Source organism: Pseudomonas sp. Mn2068 (genome assembly GCF_049319725.1).
GTDB classification, from domain to species: Bacteria; Pseudomonadota; Gammaproteobacteria; order Pseudomonadales; family Pseudomonadaceae; genus Aquipseudomonas; species Aquipseudomonas gingeri.
Map to the genome: position 1 here is coordinate 104,395 of NZ_JBMOUG010000002.1, position 17,980 is coordinate 122,374.

A 17,980-nucleotide genomic window follows, 5' to 3' on the forward strand; every position below is an offset into this window, starting at 1 on the left:
CAACTCCAGGCGCACTTGAAGCGGGACGCGGAGCGTCCCGGGCGGCGCACCCACGCAGAGCGTGGGAGCGATCCTTGAAACCATTCATTTTTTGTTATCTGGCAGGACTTTCCCATGCAACCGAATCCGGCGATCACCCTGGAAAAGCGCTTTTGCGCCCACAATTACTCACCCCTGGAAGTGGTCATCGTCCAGGGTGAAGGCGTCTGGGCCATCGGCGATGACGGCCGGCGCTACCTGGACATGATGTCGGCCTATTCCGCCGTCAGCCACGGCCATGCCCACCCGCGTATCCGTGCGGCGGCGATGGCGCAGATCGACAAGGTCAGCGTGGTCTCGCGGGCGTTCTACAGCGAGCCGCTGGGCAACTTCCTGCAGACCCTGTGCCGCATCAGCGGCTTCGATTCGGCCCTGCCGATGAACAGCGGTGCCGAAGCGGTGGAAACCGCGATCAAGGCGGCGCGCCGCTGGGGCTACCGGATCAAGGGCATCGCGGCCAACCAGGCGAAGATCGTCGTCGCCGACAACAACTTCCATGGCCGCACCTCGACCATCGTCGGGTTCTCCTCGGAGCCGGCGTACAAGGCCGATTTCGGTCCGTTCTGCAACGGGTTCAGCGAAGCCCGCTTCGGCGATATCGAGAGCTTCCGCGCGGCCATTACCGCTGATACCTGTGCGGTGCTGATCGAGCCGATCCAGGGCGAGGCCGGGATTCGCCTGCCGCCCGCCGGTTTCCTGCGCGAGTTGCGCCAGCTGTGCGATGAAACCAATACCTTGCTGATCCTCGATGAGATCCAGTCGGGCCTGGGCCGGACCGGCAAGTGGTTCGCCTTCGAGCACGAAGGCATCCGCCCGGACGCGCTGATCCTCGGCAAGGCCCTGGGCGGCGGGATCATGCCGGTGTCGGCGTTCGTCGCCGACCACCCGATCATGGACCTGTTCGATGCCGGCAGCCACGGCTCCACGTTCGGCGGCAACCCGCTGGCGGCGGCCATCGGCCTGGAGGCGCTAAAGGTGCTGGAGGACGAGGGCCTGATCGACAATAGCGCGCAACTGGGCCGGTACCTGGTGGAGCGCCTGACCGCCCTTGGCTCGCCGGCCATTCGCGAGATCCGCGGGCGTGGCCTGTGGGTCGGGGTCGAGCTGGACCGCGATGCCCGGCCGATCTGCGAAGCGCTGCTGGCCGAGGGGGTGCTGACCAAGGAAACCCACGAAAACGTGCTGCGCATCGCGCCGCCGCTGTCCATCAGTCGCGAAGAGCTGGACTGGGGCCTGGAGCGCATCGAGCGCGTGTTCAAACAACTGGTCTGACTTGAGTCCCCGTATGAGCGAATTTCTCAGCCACCTCGACATTGATCAGCAACGCTTCGCCTATCTCGACCTGCACAAGTTGCTGACGCCCGGGCAACTGGCACGGTTGCCGTATTCGCTGCGCATCCTCCTGGAAAACATCGCCCGCTGCGCGCCGGCGGCGCTGCCCGGGGTGCTGGCGCGGGCCACGGGGAACGGTGCCGATTGCGAGGTGCCGTTCCAGCCCAATCGGCTGATGTTCCATGACACCACCTGCCTGCCGGCCCTGGCGGATTTTGCCGGCATGCGCGACGTGGTGGCCGAGTTGGGTGGCGATCCGCGGGCGGTGAACCCGTCGATTCCGGCGGTGCTGACCATCGACCATTCGGTGATCGTCGAACACTACGCCGAGGCCGGCGCGGTGGAGGCCAACCTGGCGATCGATTTCCGTCGCAACAGCGAGCGCTATCGGTTTATCAAGTGGGCCCAGGCCAGCCTGGACAATTTCAAGGTGATACCGCCGGGCACCGGGATCATTCACCAGATGAACATGGAGTCGATTGCCCAGGTGGTCTGGGAGTCGAGCATGGCCGACGGCCAGGTGCTGCTGCACCCGGACTGCATGGTCGCCACCGACAGCCACACGCCGATGATCAACGCCATCGGTGTGCTGGGCTGGGGCGTCGGCGGCCTGGAAGGGCAGGCGGCGATGCTCGGCGAACCGGTGCCGATTCCCTATCCACAGGTGGTGGGGATCCGGGTCAGCAATGCCTTGCGCCCCGGCGTCAGCGCCACCGATCTGGCATTGACCGTGACCGAGTTGCTGCGCCGGCGCAGCATGGTGGGCAAGTTCGTCGAGTTCACCGGGCCGGGCCTGGCGTCCCTCAGTTGGGCGGCACGGGGCACGGTCGCCAATATGGCGCCGGAGTACGGCGCCACCGTGGTGTTTTTCCCGTTCGATGACGAAACCCTGTCCTATCTCACCCTCAGCGCACGCCCGACCGCCCTGCTCAGCAAGGTGTCGGCGTATATGGCGGCGCAGTCGCTGTGGCGTCGGGAAAGCGATCCCGAGCCGCAGTTCGACGAGCTGATCGAGCTGGACCTGGCCACGGTCGAGCCCAGCGTCGCCGGCCCTCACCAGCCGCACCAGCGCCAGTCCCTGGCGACGGCGGCGGCCTCGTTTCACCAGCAGATCCCCACCGATACCGGGCAGCGCTTTTTCGAGCCGTCGTTCGATGTGCCCATCGGCCATGGCGCGGTGGTGATGTCGGCCATCACCAGTTGCACCAACACCGCCAACCCGGCGCAGATGATCCAGGCCGGCTTGCTGGCCCGCAATGCCCGGGCCCGAGGGGTGGGGCGCAAACCCTGGGTCAAGACATCCTTGTCTCCCGGCTCGCGAGTGGTCGCCGATTACCTGGAGGACGCCGACCTGCTACGGGATTTCGCCGCGGTCGGTTTTGAACTGGCGGGCTTCGGCTGCATGACCTGCATCGGCAACTCCGGCAGCCTGGAAAGCCATGTGGAGGCCTTTGCCGACCAGGGCCTGAAAGGCGTGGTGGTGCTTTCGGGCAACCGCAATTTCGAAGGCCGGGTCAATCCCAGGGTCCCTGCCGGCTACCTGGCGTCGCCGGCGCTCTGCGTGGCCTATGCGATTGCCGGCAGCATCGATATCGACGTATCGAGCCAGCCACTGGCCGTGGATCGGGACGGCCGGCCGGTGTACCTGCACGAGCTGATGCCGGACGAGGCCGAGGTGGCGGCGCTGGTGAGCAGGGTGGTACGGCCGTCGCTGTTCCGCCAGCGCCAGGAATTGCTCTGGCAGGGCACCCATCACTGGCAGGCCCTGGAAGCCGATGGCAGCGTGCAGTTCGCCTGGCAGCCGCAGTCCACCTACCTGCGTCGCCCGCAGTACCTGGCGGGAATCGGCGCCGAGCCCGCGGCCTCGCTGTCCATCGCCAATGCCCGCGCCCTGGTGGTACTGGGCGACAATGTCACCACCGACCATATCTCGCCGGCCGGGACCATCCCCGCCGAGAGTCTGGCCGGCCACTGGTTGCGCGAGCGCGGCGAAGCCCTGGCGGACCTCAACCAGTATTCGACCCGGCGCAGCAACCATGAGGTGATGGTGCGTGGCGCTTTCACCAATCCGCGCCTGAACAACCTGCTGGATACCGGCCAGCCGGCGCGCCAGGGCGTGTGGGCGTGGAATGCCGACCGCAGCGAATACCTGCCGCTGTACCAGGCGGCGCAGAGTTACATCGCCCGTGGCACGCCAACGGTACTGCTGGCCGGGATCAACTATGGCGCCGGTTCCAGCCGTGACTGGGCGGCCAAGGTGCTCAGCCTGCTGGGTATCAAGGTCGTCGTGGCGCGCAGCATCGAGCGTATTCACCGCAGCAACCTGATCGGCATGGGCGTGCTGCCGCTGGTGTTCAAGAGCGGCGCCGGGGCCATGGACCTGCGCCTGGACGGCAGCGAAGCCCTGACCTTCGAGGGCCTCGATCAACTGAGTGTGGGCGAGAACCCGATCACCCTGGCGATCCGGCGTGCGGACGGTACGCTTTGCTCCACGGAACTGTTGTTGCGCCTCGACTCGTTGCAGGAGCTTGGGTACCTTGAGCACGGTGGTGTATTGCCGTTTGTCGTGCGTAAAACCGTGAAGCGGACTCGCCAAGGAGTGTGATGTGCAGCCGATTGACCCCCAGGTACTGCAACAACTGGCCCCCGACGGTGTTTTGCGGGCCGCGATCAACTACGGCAACCCGGTGCTCGCCCAGCGTGGCGACGATGGCCGGCCCCGTGGCGTTTCCATGAGGCTGGCCGAGGCCCTGGCCGAAGAACTCGGCGTGACCCTGGAGACGCTCTGCTTCGAGGCGGCGGGCAAGGTCTTCGCTGCCTTGGCGCAGGACGCCTGGCGTGTGGCGTTCCTCGCCATCGAACCGGTGCGCGAGCGTGAGATCGCTTTCAGCGCACCCTATGTGATCATCAAGGGTACCTACCTGGTGGCGGCTGACGCGCCGTTCACCGAGGTGGCACAACTGGATGCTCCGGGGCGGCGGATCGCGGTGGGCCAGGGCGCGGCCTATGACCTCTACCTGAGCCGCACCGTGCAGCACGCCGAACTGGTGCGCGCGCCGACCTCGGCAGGTGCGGTGGATCTTTTCATCGAGCGGGGGCTGGACGCGGCGGCGGGTGTGCGTGACTACCTGCGCGGTTTGGTCGATGAGCGTTGGCGGTTGCTGGAAGACGACTTCATGACCATTCGCCAGGCGGTGGCCGTGCCGGTGGCCCATCAGGCCGCAGCGGCGTTCGTCAGGTCCTTTGTCGAGCGGCAGAAGGCGAGCGGGGCGGTGGCAGAGGCGCTACTGGCCAGCGGACAGAGTGCCGAGCTGGTAGCGCCGCGGTGATGGGCGGGAGCGACGTTCGCTAGCTCGGCTCAAGCGCCATGTGGATCAGCGGGAAGGGCTGCCCTTGTCCATCGGTCTGCGAACGGCCGATATCCTTGAAGCCATAGTGCCGATAGAAACCATGGGCCTCGGGGTTCTGCTCGTTGACATCGACGGTCAACGGACCGCAACGCTCGCGCACGAAATCGAGCAGGCGCGTGCCGGTGCCCCGTCCACGCAGGGCCGGCTCGATAAAGAGCATTTCGACCTTGTCGTCGTTGACGCCGATAAACCCGGCCAGGCTCTTGTCGGGCTGCTCTTCGACCCAGACCTGCACCGCCGGCAAGTACAGGTCGCGCACTTGCGGATACAGCGCCTGGATATTCGTTTCATCGAGGAAAGTGTGGGTGGCGCGCACCGAGCGCAGCCAGAGTTCACTGAGGGGAAGGTTGTCGGAAGGGCATCGTTGTCGAATAGTCATGGTCATTCAATCATCGAGGTATTTGTCTGTGAAGTCGGCGTGCGCGCAACGGGCAGGCTCGACAGGAGGAGGTGGCGCCACGGGGTCGAACGTCGCGCGAATCAACGCCTGGACGCCACGACAGCAGGGTTTGCCTGATTGAAGGGAGGTGGATTTTTACAAGACCCCGGCCCTTTGACAAGTCGCGACAGTCTCGTCGGCAAGCTGAAAGTTATTAATAACTGAGCGGCAACTGTTAAAAAGATTAAAGAATGTAAAAGTTTGTATAGTTGCATTTTTTAATAGCCGATTTGTTTGCGCTGACACTGGAGTTTATCGACCCTGGCGCGTCTATAATGCGCGCACTCTATATATCTGCAGATTGTCACTTATGGAAAGTTCGGCATTGAGCAAAGTGTTGCTCGTTGAAGATGACCTCAAGCTTGCGGCCCTGGTGGCGCAATTCCTGTCCCAGCACGGTTTCGACGTACGCACGGTACATCGCGGCGATGTGGCATTGGCGGCTTTCCAGGAGTTCAAGCCACGGATCGTGGTGCTCGACCTGATGCTGCCGGGGCAGAGCGGTTTGCAGGTGTGCCGGGACATTCGCGCCATTGCCGACACCCCCATCGTGATTCTCACGGCCAAGGAAGATGACCTCGACCATATCCTGGGCCTGGAATCCGGGGCCGACGACTATGTTATCAAGCCGATCAAGCCGCCCGTGCTGCTGGCGCGGTTGCGTGCCTTGCAACGTCGGCAGACGCCGGATGCCTCGGCGCGGGGCACTCTCGAATTCGGACGCCTGAGCATCGACCGCAGTTGCCGCGAAGTACGCCTGGCCGGCGAGCTGATCGAACTGACCACCATGGAGTTCGAACTGCTCTGGCTGCTGGCCAATGCCGCCGGGGAAATCCTTTCCCGCGATGACATTCTCAACCGGATTCGGGGCATTGCCTTCGATGGCCTGAACCGCAGCGTCGATGTCTATGTCAGCAAGCTGCGCAACAAGTTGCATGACAATCCCCGCGAACCGGTGTGCATCAAGACCATCTGGGGCAAGGGCTACCTGTTCAATCCGTTCGGTTGGGAGTTGTAGATGCTGCGCCTGTTCCTGCGTCTGTACATTTTCCTGGCGCTGGGTTTCGGTGGCGCTATCTATACGGTCAACTACGTCTTCACCGAGTTGCTCAACGGCCCGACCGAGGCCCTCAACCGTGAGTCGGTGCGGGGCCAGGCCTATGCTCTGGTCAAGGACCTGCGGCCTCTCGACAAGGCCGGTCGCGAGCGGCAATTGCTGGAGTGGAAGCCGCATTACGGGCTGAGCCTGAGCCTGGTGGAGACCGATACCCTGGATCTCACCGAGCGGGAGAAGAAACTGCTGGCCAGCAACCAGCTGGTGGTCCGCGAGCAGTTCACCGAGTACATCACGCGGATCGACGACGGCCCGCAACTGCTGAGTATCAAGCTGCCGCCCGAACCGAGCATGACGGTGCCCTATACCATCGCGGCCTACCTGATGCTCGGGGTCCTGGTGGGGATCGTGCTGTTCTTCTGGGTGCGTCCGCACTGGCGCGACCTGGAACGGCTGCGCCTGGCAGCCCAGCGTTTCGGCAACAATGACCTGAGCGCGCGGCTGCATCTGCCCCGGCGTTCGAACATCTACGAACTGGCCGAGCATTTCAACCAGATGGCCGCGCGTATCGAGGGCCTGATCGACAACCAGCGCGAGCTGACCAACGCGGTGTCCCATGAGCTGCGCACGCCCATTGCGCGGTTGTCGTTCGAGCTGGACCAACTGCGCCAGCATATCGATCCGCAGGTCAGTGGCGAACTGATCAGCGACATGCACGCCGACCTGGGCGAGCTGGAGGACATGGTTTCCGAACTGCTGACCTACGCCAGCCTGGAACACGGTGCCGGGGAGAACCGCCGCGAGATCATCGAGGCCCACAGCTGGCTCGACAGCGTGGTGGGCAGCGTGGCCCTGGAAGCGGAGGCCGCCGGCGTGCAACTGACCATTGCCGCCTGCGAAGTCGAGAGCGTGTGCATCGAGCCGCGTTTCATGGCCCGGGCGGTGATCAACCTGCTGCGCAATGCCATTCGTTATGCCGAAGGGCGGGTGCAGGTATCGTTGACGCGTCATGAAGACCATTACCAGGTGCTGGTCTGTGACGACGGCCCCGGTGTGCCGGCGGAGGGCCGGTTGAAGATCTTCGAGCCGTTCCTGCGCCTGGATGCCAGTCGCGACCGTCGCACCGGCGGCTTCGGCCTCGGGCTGGCGCTGGTGCGGCGGGTTTCGCAATGGCATGGCGGCCACGTCGAGGTGCGGGATTCGCAGTGGGGTGGAGCCTCGTTCCGCCTGACCTGGATGCATGTGGAACAGGCTCGCTGACGGTCGCTTCGACAACATCGCAACCCCGTAGGAGCCGGCTTGCCGGCGATGAGGCCAGTAAGCCTTGCATCGTCTGATCGGCCGCTATCGCCAGCAAGCCGGCTCCTACGGTGAGCGCGTCCGGAAGGTAGGGGCCAGCGGGCCCATCAATCGCGCCACCGATATCAGAAAATCAGGCTGGGAGAGGATTCGGAAGCACGTTTGAAGCGGTAGCCCAGGGCGCTGATGCCCAGCACCTGGCGGCTGACGGTGTCGCCCAGGCCCAGGCCGTTGCCGGCCAGGACCGCGTGGGCGTTGTCGATGGGGGTGAGGATGAACTCCGTCAGTTCCTGCTCGTTGATCCGCCCGCGCAGCAGCAGGAAGCCGTCCTCGACCCGGATACTCACGCCGCTCAGGGCTGCCTCGGGCTCGTCGGAATTGATCACCTGGTACTCGCCCACGGTGTTCAGCCAGCCCCTGGGCAGGGGCACCGGCTCGATGCGCTCGCCGAGGGGCATCAATTGCCCGTGGCTGCGGGCGGTGAGGATCTGCCGGCCCTGGACCGTGGTGACATCCATCTGCAGGCGGCCGAGTTCGCCGAGGTCCACCGGCCAGAAACCCAGCAGTTTTTTCTCGGCGCGCAGCCAGCCCTGTTCATCGCGCAGCAACTCGAAGCGGTTGCCGGCCAGGTCGGCGTACAACCGCTGGCGTTCCTGCCGGATCCGCAGGACCCCGGACGGCGTGGCATAGAATCCCTCCAGCCGTTGCCGGTCGATATCGCTGGGGACCGTACGAGTGCCGGCGGCCACCGTCGCTTCCTCCTCGCAGGCTTCGGTGCAGGCGCTTTGCCCGGCATGGGCCTGGAGCATCATGCGCAGCGAGCGGGTGGTCAGGGAGGCGACCAGTTCGCTGCTGGTGTCGGAATTGGCCATGACGATCACGGCCAGTTGCTGGTCGGGCAGCAGGCTGATCTGCGCGACGAAATCGCCGCTGGCGCCGCTGTGCTGGAACGTGCGTACGCCGGGACCGACCGGCTCGTCGCCGCAGGGTGCGAGGAACCAGCCGAGGCCCATCTGGCAGTCGAAGTCCAGGGCGTTGCCACGGTTTTGCTGGCGGAACATTTCCTGCACCGATTGCGCCTCCAGGATCCGTCGGCCCTTGTAGGTGCCGTCGGCGAACAGCATCTGCACGTAGTGGCTCAGATCGCGGGGACTGGCCCAGAGGCCGCCGGCGGAGAGGTCGCGGATTTCCGTGTCGGGTCGCGGCGAGCCGTTTTGATAACCCTGGGCCCGGAACGGCTGGCGGTCGCCATCGCCGATAAAGCTCGACTGGGTCATTTCCAGCGGCTTGAGCAGGGTTTTCTGCAACTGGTTCTCGAAGCTTTCGCCGCTGCTGCGTTCGATAGCGGCACCCGCCAGGGCATAACCGAGGCTCGAGTAGGCCACCTGGCGGCCGGGCGGGTTGCTCAGCCAGAGGCCCGAGACCCGTTGCGGCAACTGGTCGAGGGCCGACGGCGTGCGCAGGTCGCGCAGGTATTCTCCGGGCAGGCCGGACTGATGGCTGAGCAGGCGGCGCAGGGTCACGGCCTTGTCCGCGTCCTGCTGGCGTTCGTGAAAGCGCGAGCGGACGTAGAACTCCTTGAGGGTGTCCTGCAGCGGCGCATCCAGGCTCAGCCGGCGCTGTTCGACCAGTTGCAGGGCCGCCGTGGCGGTCAGCAATTTGGAGAGGGAGCCGGCGCGAAACGCGGTGTGATCGGTGACCCGCACGCCGTCTTCCTTGTCGGCATAACCGAAGCCCCGGGCCCAGATCAGCTCCTGGCCGGCGACCAGGGCAATGGACAGCCCCGGGACCTTGCGCTCGGCCATTTCCTCGGGGATCTGCGTCTGCAGGTAACGGATGATGCTGCTGTAGTCACCCTTTTCCAGGATCGGTGTCGGCGCCGGTGGCTGGCCGTTGCACCCCATGCTGCCCAACAGGAAGCTGATCAGGGGAAGCGTGCGGAGCGAGCGGAGCATGGGACACCCGGAAGCAATGAGAATAATCCCATCCTAGGGCCGGGGGCGGTGGCGGTCTTTGAGTGCTTTGTCGGGAAACTGTCAAAGAGTGTTAAGTGGCTGGCAAGGCCTCGACTGTCCAGTCAGTCCTGCCCGGGCAGGTGTCATGTCTGTTGATCTAAGCCATACCCTTACGTCCGGTTGCGTATAGGCTGATGGATTATTGGACGTGGTTCTCAATAAAACCGCGGGCATACACGTCTTTTATGAAAGTTATGGCATCATGCCACTAATCTTTTCCCTGATATTCCATACGATGAGCACCGGCCTGTGTCAGTGATTCCCCTACTTGTCTGTGACGACTCCAGCATGGCGCGCAAGCAGGTGCTGCGCGCGCTGCCGGCGGACTGGTCGGTGTCGATCACCGAGGCCAGTGACGGCCGCCAGGGGCTGGAGGCGATACGCCAGGGGTTGGGGCAGGTGGTGCTGCTTGACCTGACCATGCCGGAAATGGACGGTTACCAGGTCCTGGCTGCCATGCGCGCCGAAGGACTGACCGCCCAGGTCATCGTGATTTCCGGGGATGTCCAGGAAGAAGCGGTACGTCGGGTCCGGGCCCTGGGCGCCCTGGCTTTCCTGAAGAAGCCCTTCGACGAAAGCGAGTTGCGCCATACCCTGGGCGAGTTGGGCCTGTTGGGCGCGCCGGGCCAGGCCCTGGCCGCACCGCGCCAGGCACCGAGCGTGGAAATCAGTTTTCGCGACGCCTTTCGCGAAACGGTCAACGTCGCCATCGGCCGTGCCGCCGCGTTGATTGCCAAGGTCCTCGGGGTATTCGTGCAACTGCCGGTGCCCAATGTGAATATCCTCGAAGTCGGCGAGTTGCACATGGCGTTGATGGATGCCGGCAGTTGCCAGCAGCTCACCGCCATCTGCCAGGGTTTTATCGGCAGCGGCATTGCCGGCGAAGCGCTGCTGATGTTCCATGACTCGGAAATCGCCGACATGGCCGAGCTGATGAAGCGCCAGGGGCCCGAGTACTCGGACCTGGAGATGCTGCTGGACCTGTCGAGCGTGCTGATCGGCGCCTGCCTGAGCAGCATCGCCGAGCAGATCGACGTGGTGTTTTCCCAGGGCCACCCGCAGATCCTCGGGCAGCACGCGGCCATCGACGAGCTGATCCGGGTCAACGGGCAGCGCTGGAAAAAGACCCTGGCGGTGGAGATCAGCTACAGCCTGGAAGGGCACGATATCCACTTTGACCTGCTGTTGCTGTTCACGGAAGATTCGATCGAGCGGTTGACCCATAAACTCGCCTACCTGATGAACTGAGCCATGAACGATCACATCGATCTGAACGAGTTCCACTGGTTGCTGGCGATCGTCCAGAGCATCGATGTCGGTGTGGTGGTACTCGATCGCGACTACTGCGTGCAGGTCTGGAACACCTTCATGGAGAACCGCTCCGGGGTGCAGCCCAAGGACGCGAACAACCAGTCCTTCTTCGATCTGTTTCCCGATGTCGACCGCGAATGGTTCAGCCGCAAGGTGGAAAGTGTCGCGACCCTGGGCACCCCGGCGTTCACCATCTGGGAGCAGCGGCCTTACCTGGTGCGGTTCAAGAGCTACCAGCCGATCACCGGTCTGGAAGATTTCATGTACCAGAACACCACGTTGCTGCCGTTGCGCTCCACCGACAGCGAAATCCGCCATATCTGCCTGGTGATCTACGACGTGACCGACGTGGCGACCAACCGCCACCAGCTCCAGGCCGCCAATGCGCAACTGCAGACCCTGTCGAGCACCGACCGCCTGACCGGCCTGTACAACCGTGGGCACTGGGAAGAAAGCCTGAAGGTCGCCCATGCCCGGCACCAGCGGCATGGCAATCCCACCAGCCTGGTGATGTTCGATATCGACCACTTCAAGCGGGTCAACGACACCTACGGGCACCAGGCCGGTGACAAGGTGATCGAGCAGGTGGCCCAGCTGGTCCGCGAGCATGTCCGTGACAGCGACGTGGCCGGGCGTTATGGCGGCGAAGAGTTTGGCGTGGTGCTGTCGGACACCGACAAGGCCGGTGGCCGGTTCTTTGCCGAACGCCTGCGCAAGGCGGTCGAAGCGCTGGAAGTGCTGCACGAAGGGCAGGTTATCCGCTTCACCATCAGCCTGGGCGTGGCCGACCTGAGTCGCCCGTCGGTCACCCACGCTGACCTGATCGCCTGGGCGGACCAGGCGCTGTACACGTCGAAGAAGTCCGGGCGCAATTGCGTGACGGTGTACGAATAGTCAGGTGCCAGGCGCGCGCCCGGATCGTCAGACCCGGAAGCGCTTGACCAGTAGCCCCAATTCCCGCGACAACTGATCCAGCTCGACGCACATCTGATTGTTGCGGGTGGTGAGGGCCTGGGTGTCGTTGATGTGCTGGCTGATCTGCGACAGGCTCTGGTTGACCTCCGCACCGATACTCGACTGTTCTTCCGCGGCGGTTGCAATCTGGTTGTTCATGCCATTGATCTCGGATACCGCGTTGCTCACCTGAGCCAGGATCTGGCCGGTGCCGTTGACCTTGGTCACCGCCACTTCGCTGCCATCGAGACTGCTCTGCATGGTGCTGACCGCTGCCCGGGCGCCCTGTTGCAGTTGGCTGATCTTGCCCTGGATTTCCTGGGTGCTTTGCTGGGTGCGCTGGGCCAGCGAGCGGACCTCATCGGCCACCACGGCAAAACCGCGGCCCTGTTCGCCCGCGCGGGCGGCCTCGATGGCGGCGTTGAGGGCCAGCAGATTGGTCTGCTCGGCAATGCCACGGATCACATCGAGGATGGAACCGATGGACTCCACGTCGCTGCCCAGGGTCCGGATATCCTGGGCTGCTTTTTCGATATCCCGGGCCAGGCCGCCGATGGCATTGACGGTGTCGTTCACGTTGGTCTGCATGGCCTGGGCCTGCTCATCGGTATCGCGGGTCGCCTGGGCCGCGCTTTGTGCCGACTCCGCCACGTTATGGGTGGCCAGGGCCATCTGCTCCATGGCGTGGGTGACCTGCTCGGCATCGCGGGTCTGGCGTGTCAACGCGTCGGAGGCATGCTGGGCGCTCTGCTTGAGCTGCTCGTTGCGCTCCTGCAATTGCTGGGCGCAGCGGGCCAGGTCGAGCACCATATGGCGGATCTTGCCCGCGAACTGGTTGAAGGCGCTGGCGAGATCGGCGGTTTCCTGGTTGCCATCCACGGGCAACTGGCGGGTCAGGTCGCCGTCTTCGCTGGCCAGGTCCTGCAGGCTACGCGTCAGCAGTCCGAGTGGCCTGACAATGGAACGGGCCACATAGGCGGCGACCATGCTCAGCACGATCAGCAACACCAGCATGATGCCCCATTGTTTCCAGCGCAGCGCCTCCATGGTCTGCTGCTGGTGTTGCGTCTGTTCGGCGATCAGGGCGTCAAGGCCGTCGACATAAAAGCCGGCGCCGACGGTCCAGTTCCATTTCTCCAGGTAGATGCTGTAGGACAGCTTGGGGTAGGCGGTGCTGTCATTGCCGGGCTTGGGATAGTAATAGGTCACGAAATCGCCGCCTCGTTTGGCGGCGCCGATCAGTTCGCGGATCAGGTAGGTGCCGTGGCTGTCCTTCAGGTCCCAGAAGTTTTTCCCCTCGTCCTTGCCGGCCAGGAAAATCCGGTCGCCCTTGTCGCTGTAGCCGAAGAAATAACCGTCCTGTCCGTAGTGCAGTTCGCGCAGGCGCCGCTTGGCTTCCTCCTGGGTGGCCGGAGCCATGGCGTCGGCCCCGTCATAGAGTGGCTTGATGGTGCTGTAGGCCAGATCGAGGTAGTGCACCAACTCGTCCTTGCGGGTCTTGAGCAGGGTCTGGCGCGTCTCCTCGATGCTTCGTTCGCCCATGGCCTGCTGCTCGGAAAAAGCCAGCAACTGAATGATCAAGGCCAGCAAAAGGGCAGGAATGACGGCCAGCAGCAGAACCTTGTTGCGTATTTTCCACTTCATGGGAAGTCCCGGGTCGGAGAGGAATCTTATTGTGTTTTTCCTGTATCGACCCGCAGGCGCGATTGTTCAGGTCTGCCCGTCGTTTTTTTCAGCGATGCCGGTACTGGCCGCAGGCTTGGCCCGGTTACGAGCGGTCCGCCAGCAGCTCATCGATCACCCCCATGAAGGCTTCCACCAGCAGGCTGCGACCTTGCGCCCGTGTCAGCACCAGCAGCGGGGCGCAGGCTCCAGAGTCGGCCAGCGGGCGGTAGGTCACGCCTTTTTTCGCCAGGGCCTGGGCACAGGCGGGTACCAGCGCGACGCCCTGGCCAGCGGCCACCAGGGCGATGATCGAGGTGATCTGGCGTCCGGCCGGGCCCGGTCGCAAGGGCACGTCATGGCGTTGGTAGAGCTGCTCGATGGTGCCGTTGAGGCCCGAGCCGTAATCGGCCGGAAACAGGATCAGCGGGTAGGCGCCGAGCTGTTCCAGGCTGACTTCGGCCTGGCCGGCCAGCGGGTTGTCGCTGGGCAGGGCGGCCACCAGCGGTTCGTCGCCGAGGGACAGCGATTGCAGCCCGCCCTGGCCGTCTGGCGGTTGCTTGCGGCTCATGCCGATATCCAGGCGGCCATCGGCGATCTGCGACCACTGGCCGCCGGAAGAGCCTTCGAGCAAGGTCAATTGCACGTCCGGAAAGCGCTGGGCAAACACCTGGATGGCCTGGCTGAAGATATCCGACAGGGCAATCGAGCTGGCGTAGCCGAGGGCCAGTTGGCCGGCCAGACCCGTGGCCAGCTTGCCGGCAATCACCTCGGCGAGGTCGATCTGCTCCAGCGCGGCGCGGGCGTAGGGCAGGAAGTGCCGGCCCTGGGGCGTGAGCGTCACCGTGCGGCTGGTGCGGTCGAACAGACGAAACCCCAGTTCGCTCTCCAGCGCGGAGATCTGCCGGGTCAGCGGCGGCTGGGCGAGATGCAGGCGCAGCGCCGCGCGACCGAAATGCAGCTCTTCGGCGACGGTCAGGAAGTAACGCAATCTACGTAGATCGAGCATCCGGGTCCTTGGGTATTGATCGGTCCGAATTCGGTATTGGTCTTCGGTGAGCTGCCTATCTTATAAAGTCCTCACGGTATAAAACGAGAGCTTCGATGAATTCGCGCCAATTGTCCGCCCGCGTTGCGCTGTTTCTTTGCGGTTGCGCGGCCTTTCTCCACTTGTACGCGACCCAGAGCATCCTTCAGGTGTTTGCCGCGGATTTCCAGGTCAGTGCCCGCCAGGCCGGCTGGAGCATCACCGTGACCACGCTGGCGGTGGCGATCACTGCGCCCTTTGTCAGCCGCCTGGCGGGTCGCTTCGAGCAACGCCTGGTGATTGTCGTCGCGGCCTTGCTGCTGTGTGTGCCGGCCTGGTTCGCGGCCCGTGCCCACAGTCTCGGCGAGTTGCTGGCCTGGCGGTTTATCGAGGGGATGTTGATTCCCCTGGTGTTCGCCACCAGCGTGGCCTATATCGGCGAGCGCTGGCGTGGCGGCATGGTCACCGAAGTCACCAGCCTGTATGTCGCCGGCACCGTGCTGGGCGGTTTTGCCGGGCGTTTTGTCACCGGGGTGATGAGCGAATATGTGGGCTGGCGCGAAGGCTTCGAGTTGCTGGCGGGGATCAGCCTGTTGGTTGCCCTGGCCATTCATTGTCTGCTGCCGGCCAATCCGCGATCGCTGGCGCCGGTGGTGCGCAACCGTCTGCTGGCCCTGCGCGAGCTGCGCAGCAAGCCTTTGCTGGCGGCCTATGGCGTCGGTTTCTGTGTGCTGTTTTCGCAGGTGGCGACCTTCACCTACGCCGGCTTGTACCTCGGCCAGCCGCCCTTCGAACTGGGCAGCGCGGCGCTGGGGACGATCTACATGGTGTTCCTGCTGGCGCTGGTGGTGATCCCCGTCGCCGGGCGCCTGAGCAAGTCCCGCCCGCAATCGGAATTGCTGGTGGGCGCGGCGGTGCTCGGGGTCAGCGGTTCGGCGCTGACGCTGTTGCCTTCGTTGTGGCTGATCGTGCCGGGCCTGGCCCTGAGTTCCACCGGGGTGTTTCTCGCCCAGGCGGCCGCCAATGCCTTTATCACGTCCACCGCCCGCCATGACAAGGCCGGCGCGGTCGGCCTGTACCTGACCGGTTACTACCTGGGCGGCAGCTGCGGCGCCATCGTGCCGGCGCTGGTCTGGAACCCATGGGGCTGGCCGGGCTGCGTGGCGCTGATCGTCGGCTTTCAACTGCTGTCGTTGCTGATCGCCCTGGTCGGCTGGAAACCACCCCGGAACGCGGCTTCGGTCGTCGGGCTCGGCTGAGTCCGGCTTGTTCTTCAACCCCACTGACTGACGTCGCCGATAATGAACACCACGAACGATAAGGTTTTCCAGGCTCAATCCCGACCTGCCGACACCCCCTCGCGCCGTCGCTCGCTGTGGGCGGCCTGTACTGCCCATGCGGTACATGACGGCCTGACCGATGTGATCTATGTGCTGCTGCCGATCTGGCAGTTGCAGTTCGGCATGAGCTACGCCCAGGTCGGGCTGTTGCGTGGCGCCTACTCGGGGATGATGGCCGGGTTCCAGTTGCTGGCGAGCCGCGCTGCCCTGCGCTGGGGCCGTGAACGCCTGCTGGTGGGCGGGACGGCGTTAGCGGGTGTGGCCTACGTGCTGGCGGGGCAGGCCGGCGGACTGGCGGTCCTGCTGTTGGCCTTGATGCTGGGCGGACTGGGCGCCAGTACCCAGCATCCGCTGGCGTCCTCGATGGTCAGCGATACCCATGAGGCGGGTGGGGGTGTCAAGCAAGCCTTGTCGCAATACAACTTCGCCGGCGATATCGGCAAGATGCTGATCCCGGCGCTGATCGGCCTGCTGCTGACAGTCGTCAGCTGGCGAGCCAGCACCACGCTGATCGGGCTGCTCGGCCTGGCCGCTGCCGGCTTGCTGTGGTGGTTGATTCCCGCGCGGGTCGAGCCGGCGACGCAGGAGAAACAGGCTCGGCGGGCCACCGGCAGCGGTTCCGTCAGCGGTCTGCGCGCATTGCTGGCGACCGGTCTGCTGGACAGTGCGGCAAGGATGGGCTTTCTCACTTTCCTGCCCTTCCTGCTGACCAGCAAGGGCGCTGGGACGGCAGGCATCGGCGTGGCGCTGGCGCTGCTGTTCGTCGGCGGTGCCTTCGGCAAGTTGCTGTGCGGTTACCTGGGGGCGCGTATCGGCATGGTGAAGACGGTCTGGCTGACCGAGTCGGCCACGGCGCTGCTGATCATCCTGGCGGTATACCTGCCACTGGCCGGCCTGATGCTGATGTTGCCGTTGTTGGGGCTGGCCCTGAACGGCACCTCCTCGGTGCTCTATGGCGTGGTGCCTGAGGTGTCGGGGCCGGGCCGGCGCGAGCAGGCGTTCGCCCTGTTCTACACCGGCACCATCGGAGGTGGGGCGCTGGCGCCGGTGCTGTTTGGCCGGCTGGGGGACGCCAGCGGAATTGCCGTGGCGGTGATCACCCTGGCGGCGATCCTGTTGCTGACCTTGCCGTTGTCCTGGGCGGTGCAGCGGGGACTGGACCGGGCTGCCCTCGCAGATAACGACCCGGAGGCAGGCCCACATGCCGGCTGAAGGCGGTACTGAAGGTACTGGCCGAGCTGTAGCCGACCCGTTCGGCGATTTGCGCCATGCCGATATCACCGCGGCCCAGCAGGTTTTTCGCCACCGCCATGCGCCAGGCCACCAGGTACTCCATCGGTGGCATGCCGACGGTGCGGGTGAAGCGCTCAAAGAACGCGGAGCGTGACAAGGCGGTCACCTTCGCCAGTTGCACCATGGTCCAGGCGCGTGCGGGGTCGCCATGCATCTGTCGCATTGCCAGGGCGATATGGCTGTCCGCGAGGCCGCGCAGCAGTCCGGGAGGCGAGTCGTCGCCCGAGGTCGAGCGCAGGGCTTCGATCAGCAGCATCTCCACCAGATGCGTCAGCACCAGGTCGCGGCCTGCGCGCCATTGACTCGCTTCTTCGGCGACGAGCTCGGTCAGCAGCGACAGGCGTTCGACACCACGCACATGGATCTGCGCGGGCAGCAGCGAGACCAGCAGGTCGGCATCGGGCGAATCGAACAGGAAGTAGCCACCGAGCAGGCGCACATCGGCGGCGCCGTCCTGCCGGCCGTGGCGAACCTCGCCCGTGGGAGTTGCTGCCGCGTTGGGGTCCAGGCATTCGGGGGTGACCGGTTCGAAACCCGACAGGGTAAAGCCGGGTGTCGCCGGCAGGAGCACGAAGTCGCCTGACTGGAGGGTGAGGACCGGTTGCTGGTCGACCGCGAGCAGGCAACTGCCTTCGAGGACGACACAAAACCCTGGCTGGCCGAAGGCGCAATAGCGCACGCCCCAGGCCCCGGCCCCGCTGATGCCTTTGGAGAAGACGGCGCGGGGGCGGAGCAGAGTGATGATCTCGGAGAGTGGATCGTTCATTTTTGGACGATTGCAAAACAAATAAGGACTTTCGATTGT

The 17,980-nt window shown here is 64.6% G+C and carries 14 protein-coding genes and 1 pseudogene; 9 read left to right on the forward strand and 6 right to left on the reverse strand.

Features of this window, described 5'->3' with window-relative positions; all coding sequences use genetic code 11:
* Nucleotides 1–114 precede the first annotated feature (114 nt).
* The 3 genes from rocD to ACL9RJ_RS05090 are packed head-to-tail and all read left to right on the forward strand — an operon-like array spanning nucleotide 115 to nucleotide 4,700.
* Nucleotides 115–1,311: an ornithine--oxo-acid transaminase gene (rocD, locus tag ACL9RJ_RS05080; protein WP_422764965.1), complete on the forward strand. Its 1,197-nt coding sequence runs from the start codon at nucleotides 115–117 to the stop codon at nucleotides 1,309–1,311.
* Nucleotides 1,312–1,324: 13 nt separating this feature from the next.
* Nucleotides 1,325–3,976: an aconitate hydratase AcnA gene (gene acnA, locus ACL9RJ_RS05085; RefSeq protein WP_422764966.1), complete on the forward strand. Its 2,652-nt coding sequence runs from the start codon at nucleotides 1,325–1,327 to the stop codon at nucleotides 3,974–3,976.
* Between the two features lies 1 nt (nucleotide 3,977).
* Nucleotides 3,978–4,700: a transporter substrate-binding domain-containing protein gene (locus ACL9RJ_RS05090; protein ID WP_422764967.1), complete on the forward strand. Its 723-nt coding sequence runs from the start codon at nucleotides 3,978–3,980 to the stop codon at nucleotides 4,698–4,700.
* Between the two features lie 19 nt (nucleotides 4,701–4,719).
* Here ACL9RJ_RS05090 and ACL9RJ_RS05095 read toward each other — a convergent pair whose 3' ends face one another.
* A complete protein-coding gene (locus ACL9RJ_RS05095; protein ID WP_422764968.1) occupies nucleotides 4,720–5,160 on the reverse strand; it encodes a GNAT family N-acetyltransferase in 441 nt (146 codons plus the stop codon).
* 370 nt (nucleotides 5,161–5,530) lie between these two features.
* Here ACL9RJ_RS05095 and ACL9RJ_RS05100 point away from each other — a divergent pair, with 370 nt between their 5' ends.
* Both ACL9RJ_RS05100 and ACL9RJ_RS05105 read left to right on the forward strand, forming a co-directional pair.
* A complete protein-coding gene (locus tag ACL9RJ_RS05100; RefSeq protein ID WP_177129241.1) occupies nucleotides 5,531–6,238 on the forward strand; it encodes a response regulator in 708 nt (235 codons plus the stop codon).
* On the forward strand, nucleotides 6,239–7,534 hold the full coding sequence (locus ACL9RJ_RS05105) for an ATP-binding protein (RefSeq protein WP_177086846.1): 1,296 nt from the start codon (nucleotides 6,239–6,241) through the stop codon (nucleotides 7,532–7,534).
* 164 nt (nucleotides 7,535–7,698) lie between these two features.
* Here ACL9RJ_RS05105 and ACL9RJ_RS05110 read toward each other — a convergent pair whose 3' ends face one another.
* Complete coding sequence (locus ACL9RJ_RS05110) at nucleotides 7,699–9,528, reverse strand: serine hydrolase domain-containing protein (protein WP_422764969.1); 1,830 nt, start codon at nucleotides 9,526–9,528, stop codon at nucleotides 7,699–7,701.
* 309 nt (nucleotides 9,529–9,837) lie between these two features.
* Here ACL9RJ_RS05110 and ACL9RJ_RS05115 point away from each other — a divergent pair, with 309 nt between their 5' ends.
* Together ACL9RJ_RS05115 and ACL9RJ_RS05120 are read left to right on the forward strand one after the other, a co-directional pair.
* On the forward strand, nucleotides 9,838–10,836 hold the full coding sequence (locus ACL9RJ_RS05115) for a response regulator (RefSeq protein ID WP_083875285.1): 999 nt from the start codon (nucleotides 9,838–9,840) through the stop codon (nucleotides 10,834–10,836).
* Between the two features lie 3 nt (nucleotides 10,837–10,839).
* Nucleotides 10,840–11,793, forward strand: coding sequence for a sensor domain-containing diguanylate cyclase (locus ACL9RJ_RS05120; protein WP_177086850.1), 954 nt, complete (start codon nucleotides 10,840–10,842; stop codon nucleotides 11,791–11,793).
* A 27-nt stretch (nucleotides 11,794–11,820) separates the two neighbouring features.
* On the opposite strand, the gene ACL9RJ_RS05125 is transcribed toward ACL9RJ_RS05120, so the two are convergent.
* From ACL9RJ_RS05125 to ACL9RJ_RS05135, 3 genes and pseudogenes are all read right to left on the reverse strand, one after another.
* The gene (locus ACL9RJ_RS05125) at nucleotides 11,821–12,663 is read right to left on the reverse strand and encodes a methyl-accepting chemotaxis protein (RefSeq protein WP_370590978.1); all 843 of its coding nucleotides are present in this window, start codon (nucleotides 12,661–12,663) and stop codon (nucleotides 11,821–11,823) included.
* A 15-nt stretch (nucleotides 12,664–12,678) separates the two neighbouring features.
* A pseudogene (locus ACL9RJ_RS05130) lies at nucleotides 12,679–13,497 on the reverse strand (cache domain-containing protein); the annotation flags it as partial.
* A gap of 124 nt (nucleotides 13,498–13,621) precedes the next feature.
* The gene (locus ACL9RJ_RS05135; RefSeq protein ID WP_177129237.1) at nucleotides 13,622–14,524 is read right to left on the reverse strand and encodes a LysR family transcriptional regulator; all 903 of its coding nucleotides are present in this window, start codon (nucleotides 14,522–14,524) and stop codon (nucleotides 13,622–13,624) included.
* A gap of 95 nt (nucleotides 14,525–14,619) precedes the next feature.
* Between ACL9RJ_RS05135 and ACL9RJ_RS05140 the strand changes: the two genes are divergently transcribed.
* A complete protein-coding gene (locus tag ACL9RJ_RS05140) occupies nucleotides 14,620–15,801 on the forward strand; it encodes an MFS transporter (RefSeq protein ID WP_177129235.1) in 1,182 nt (393 codons plus the stop codon).
* 42 nt (nucleotides 15,802–15,843) lie between these two features.
* On the forward strand, nucleotides 15,844–17,094 hold the full coding sequence (locus ACL9RJ_RS05145; RefSeq protein ID WP_422764971.1) for an MFS transporter: 1,251 nt from the start codon (nucleotides 15,844–15,846) through the stop codon (nucleotides 17,092–17,094).
* Here the strand turns inward: ACL9RJ_RS05145 and ACL9RJ_RS05150 are convergent.
* Nucleotides 16,979–17,941 carry an AraC family transcriptional regulator gene (locus tag ACL9RJ_RS05150; protein WP_422764972.1) on the reverse strand — a complete coding sequence of 321 codons (963 nt, stop codon included), beginning with the start codon at nucleotides 17,939–17,941 and terminating at the stop codon, nucleotides 16,979–16,981. The two genes, ACL9RJ_RS05145 and ACL9RJ_RS05150, sit on opposite strands and share 116 nt — an antisense overlap.
* Between the last annotated feature and the right edge of the window lie 39 nt (nucleotides 17,942–17,980).

Coding starts and splice junctions, on each gene's coding strand:
- rocD (WP_422764965.1), top strand. CDS start 115: ATGCAACCGAATCCGGCGATCACCCTGGAAAAGCGCTTTTGCGCCCAC.
- acnA (WP_422764966.1), top strand. CDS start 1,325: ATGAGCGAATTTCTCAGCCACCTCGACATTGATCAGCAACGCTTCGCC.
- ACL9RJ_RS05095 (WP_422764968.1), bottom strand. CDS start 5,160: ATGACTATTCGACAACGATGCCCTTCCGACAACCTTCCCCTCAGTGAA.
- ACL9RJ_RS05100 (WP_177129241.1), top strand. CDS start 5,531: ATGGAAAGTTCGGCATTGAGCAAAGTGTTGCTCGTTGAAGATGACCTC.
- ACL9RJ_RS05105 (WP_177086846.1), top strand. CDS start 6,239: ATGCTGCGCCTGTTCCTGCGTCTGTACATTTTCCTGGCGCTGGGTTTC.
- ACL9RJ_RS05110 (WP_422764969.1), bottom strand. CDS start 9,528: ATGCTCCGCTCGCTCCGCACGCTTCCCCTGATCAGCTTCCTGTTGGGC.
- ACL9RJ_RS05120 (WP_177086850.1), top strand. CDS start 10,840: ATGAACGATCACATCGATCTGAACGAGTTCCACTGGTTGCTGGCGATC.
- ACL9RJ_RS05125 (WP_370590978.1), bottom strand. CDS start 12,663: ATGGTGCTCGACCTGGCCCGCTGCGCCCAGCAATTGCAGGAGCGCAAC.
- ACL9RJ_RS05135 (WP_177129237.1), bottom strand. CDS start 14,524: ATGCTCGATCTACGTAGATTGCGTTACTTCCTGACCGTCGCCGAAGAG.
- ACL9RJ_RS05140 (WP_177129235.1), top strand. CDS start 14,620: ATGAATTCGCGCCAATTGTCCGCCCGCGTTGCGCTGTTTCTTTGCGGT.
- ACL9RJ_RS05145 (WP_422764971.1), top strand. CDS start 15,844: ATGAACACCACGAACGATAAGGTTTTCCAGGCTCAATCCCGACCTGCC.
- ACL9RJ_RS05150 (WP_422764972.1), bottom strand. CDS start 17,941: ATGAACGATCCACTCTCCGAGATCATCACTCTGCTCCGCCCCCGCGCC.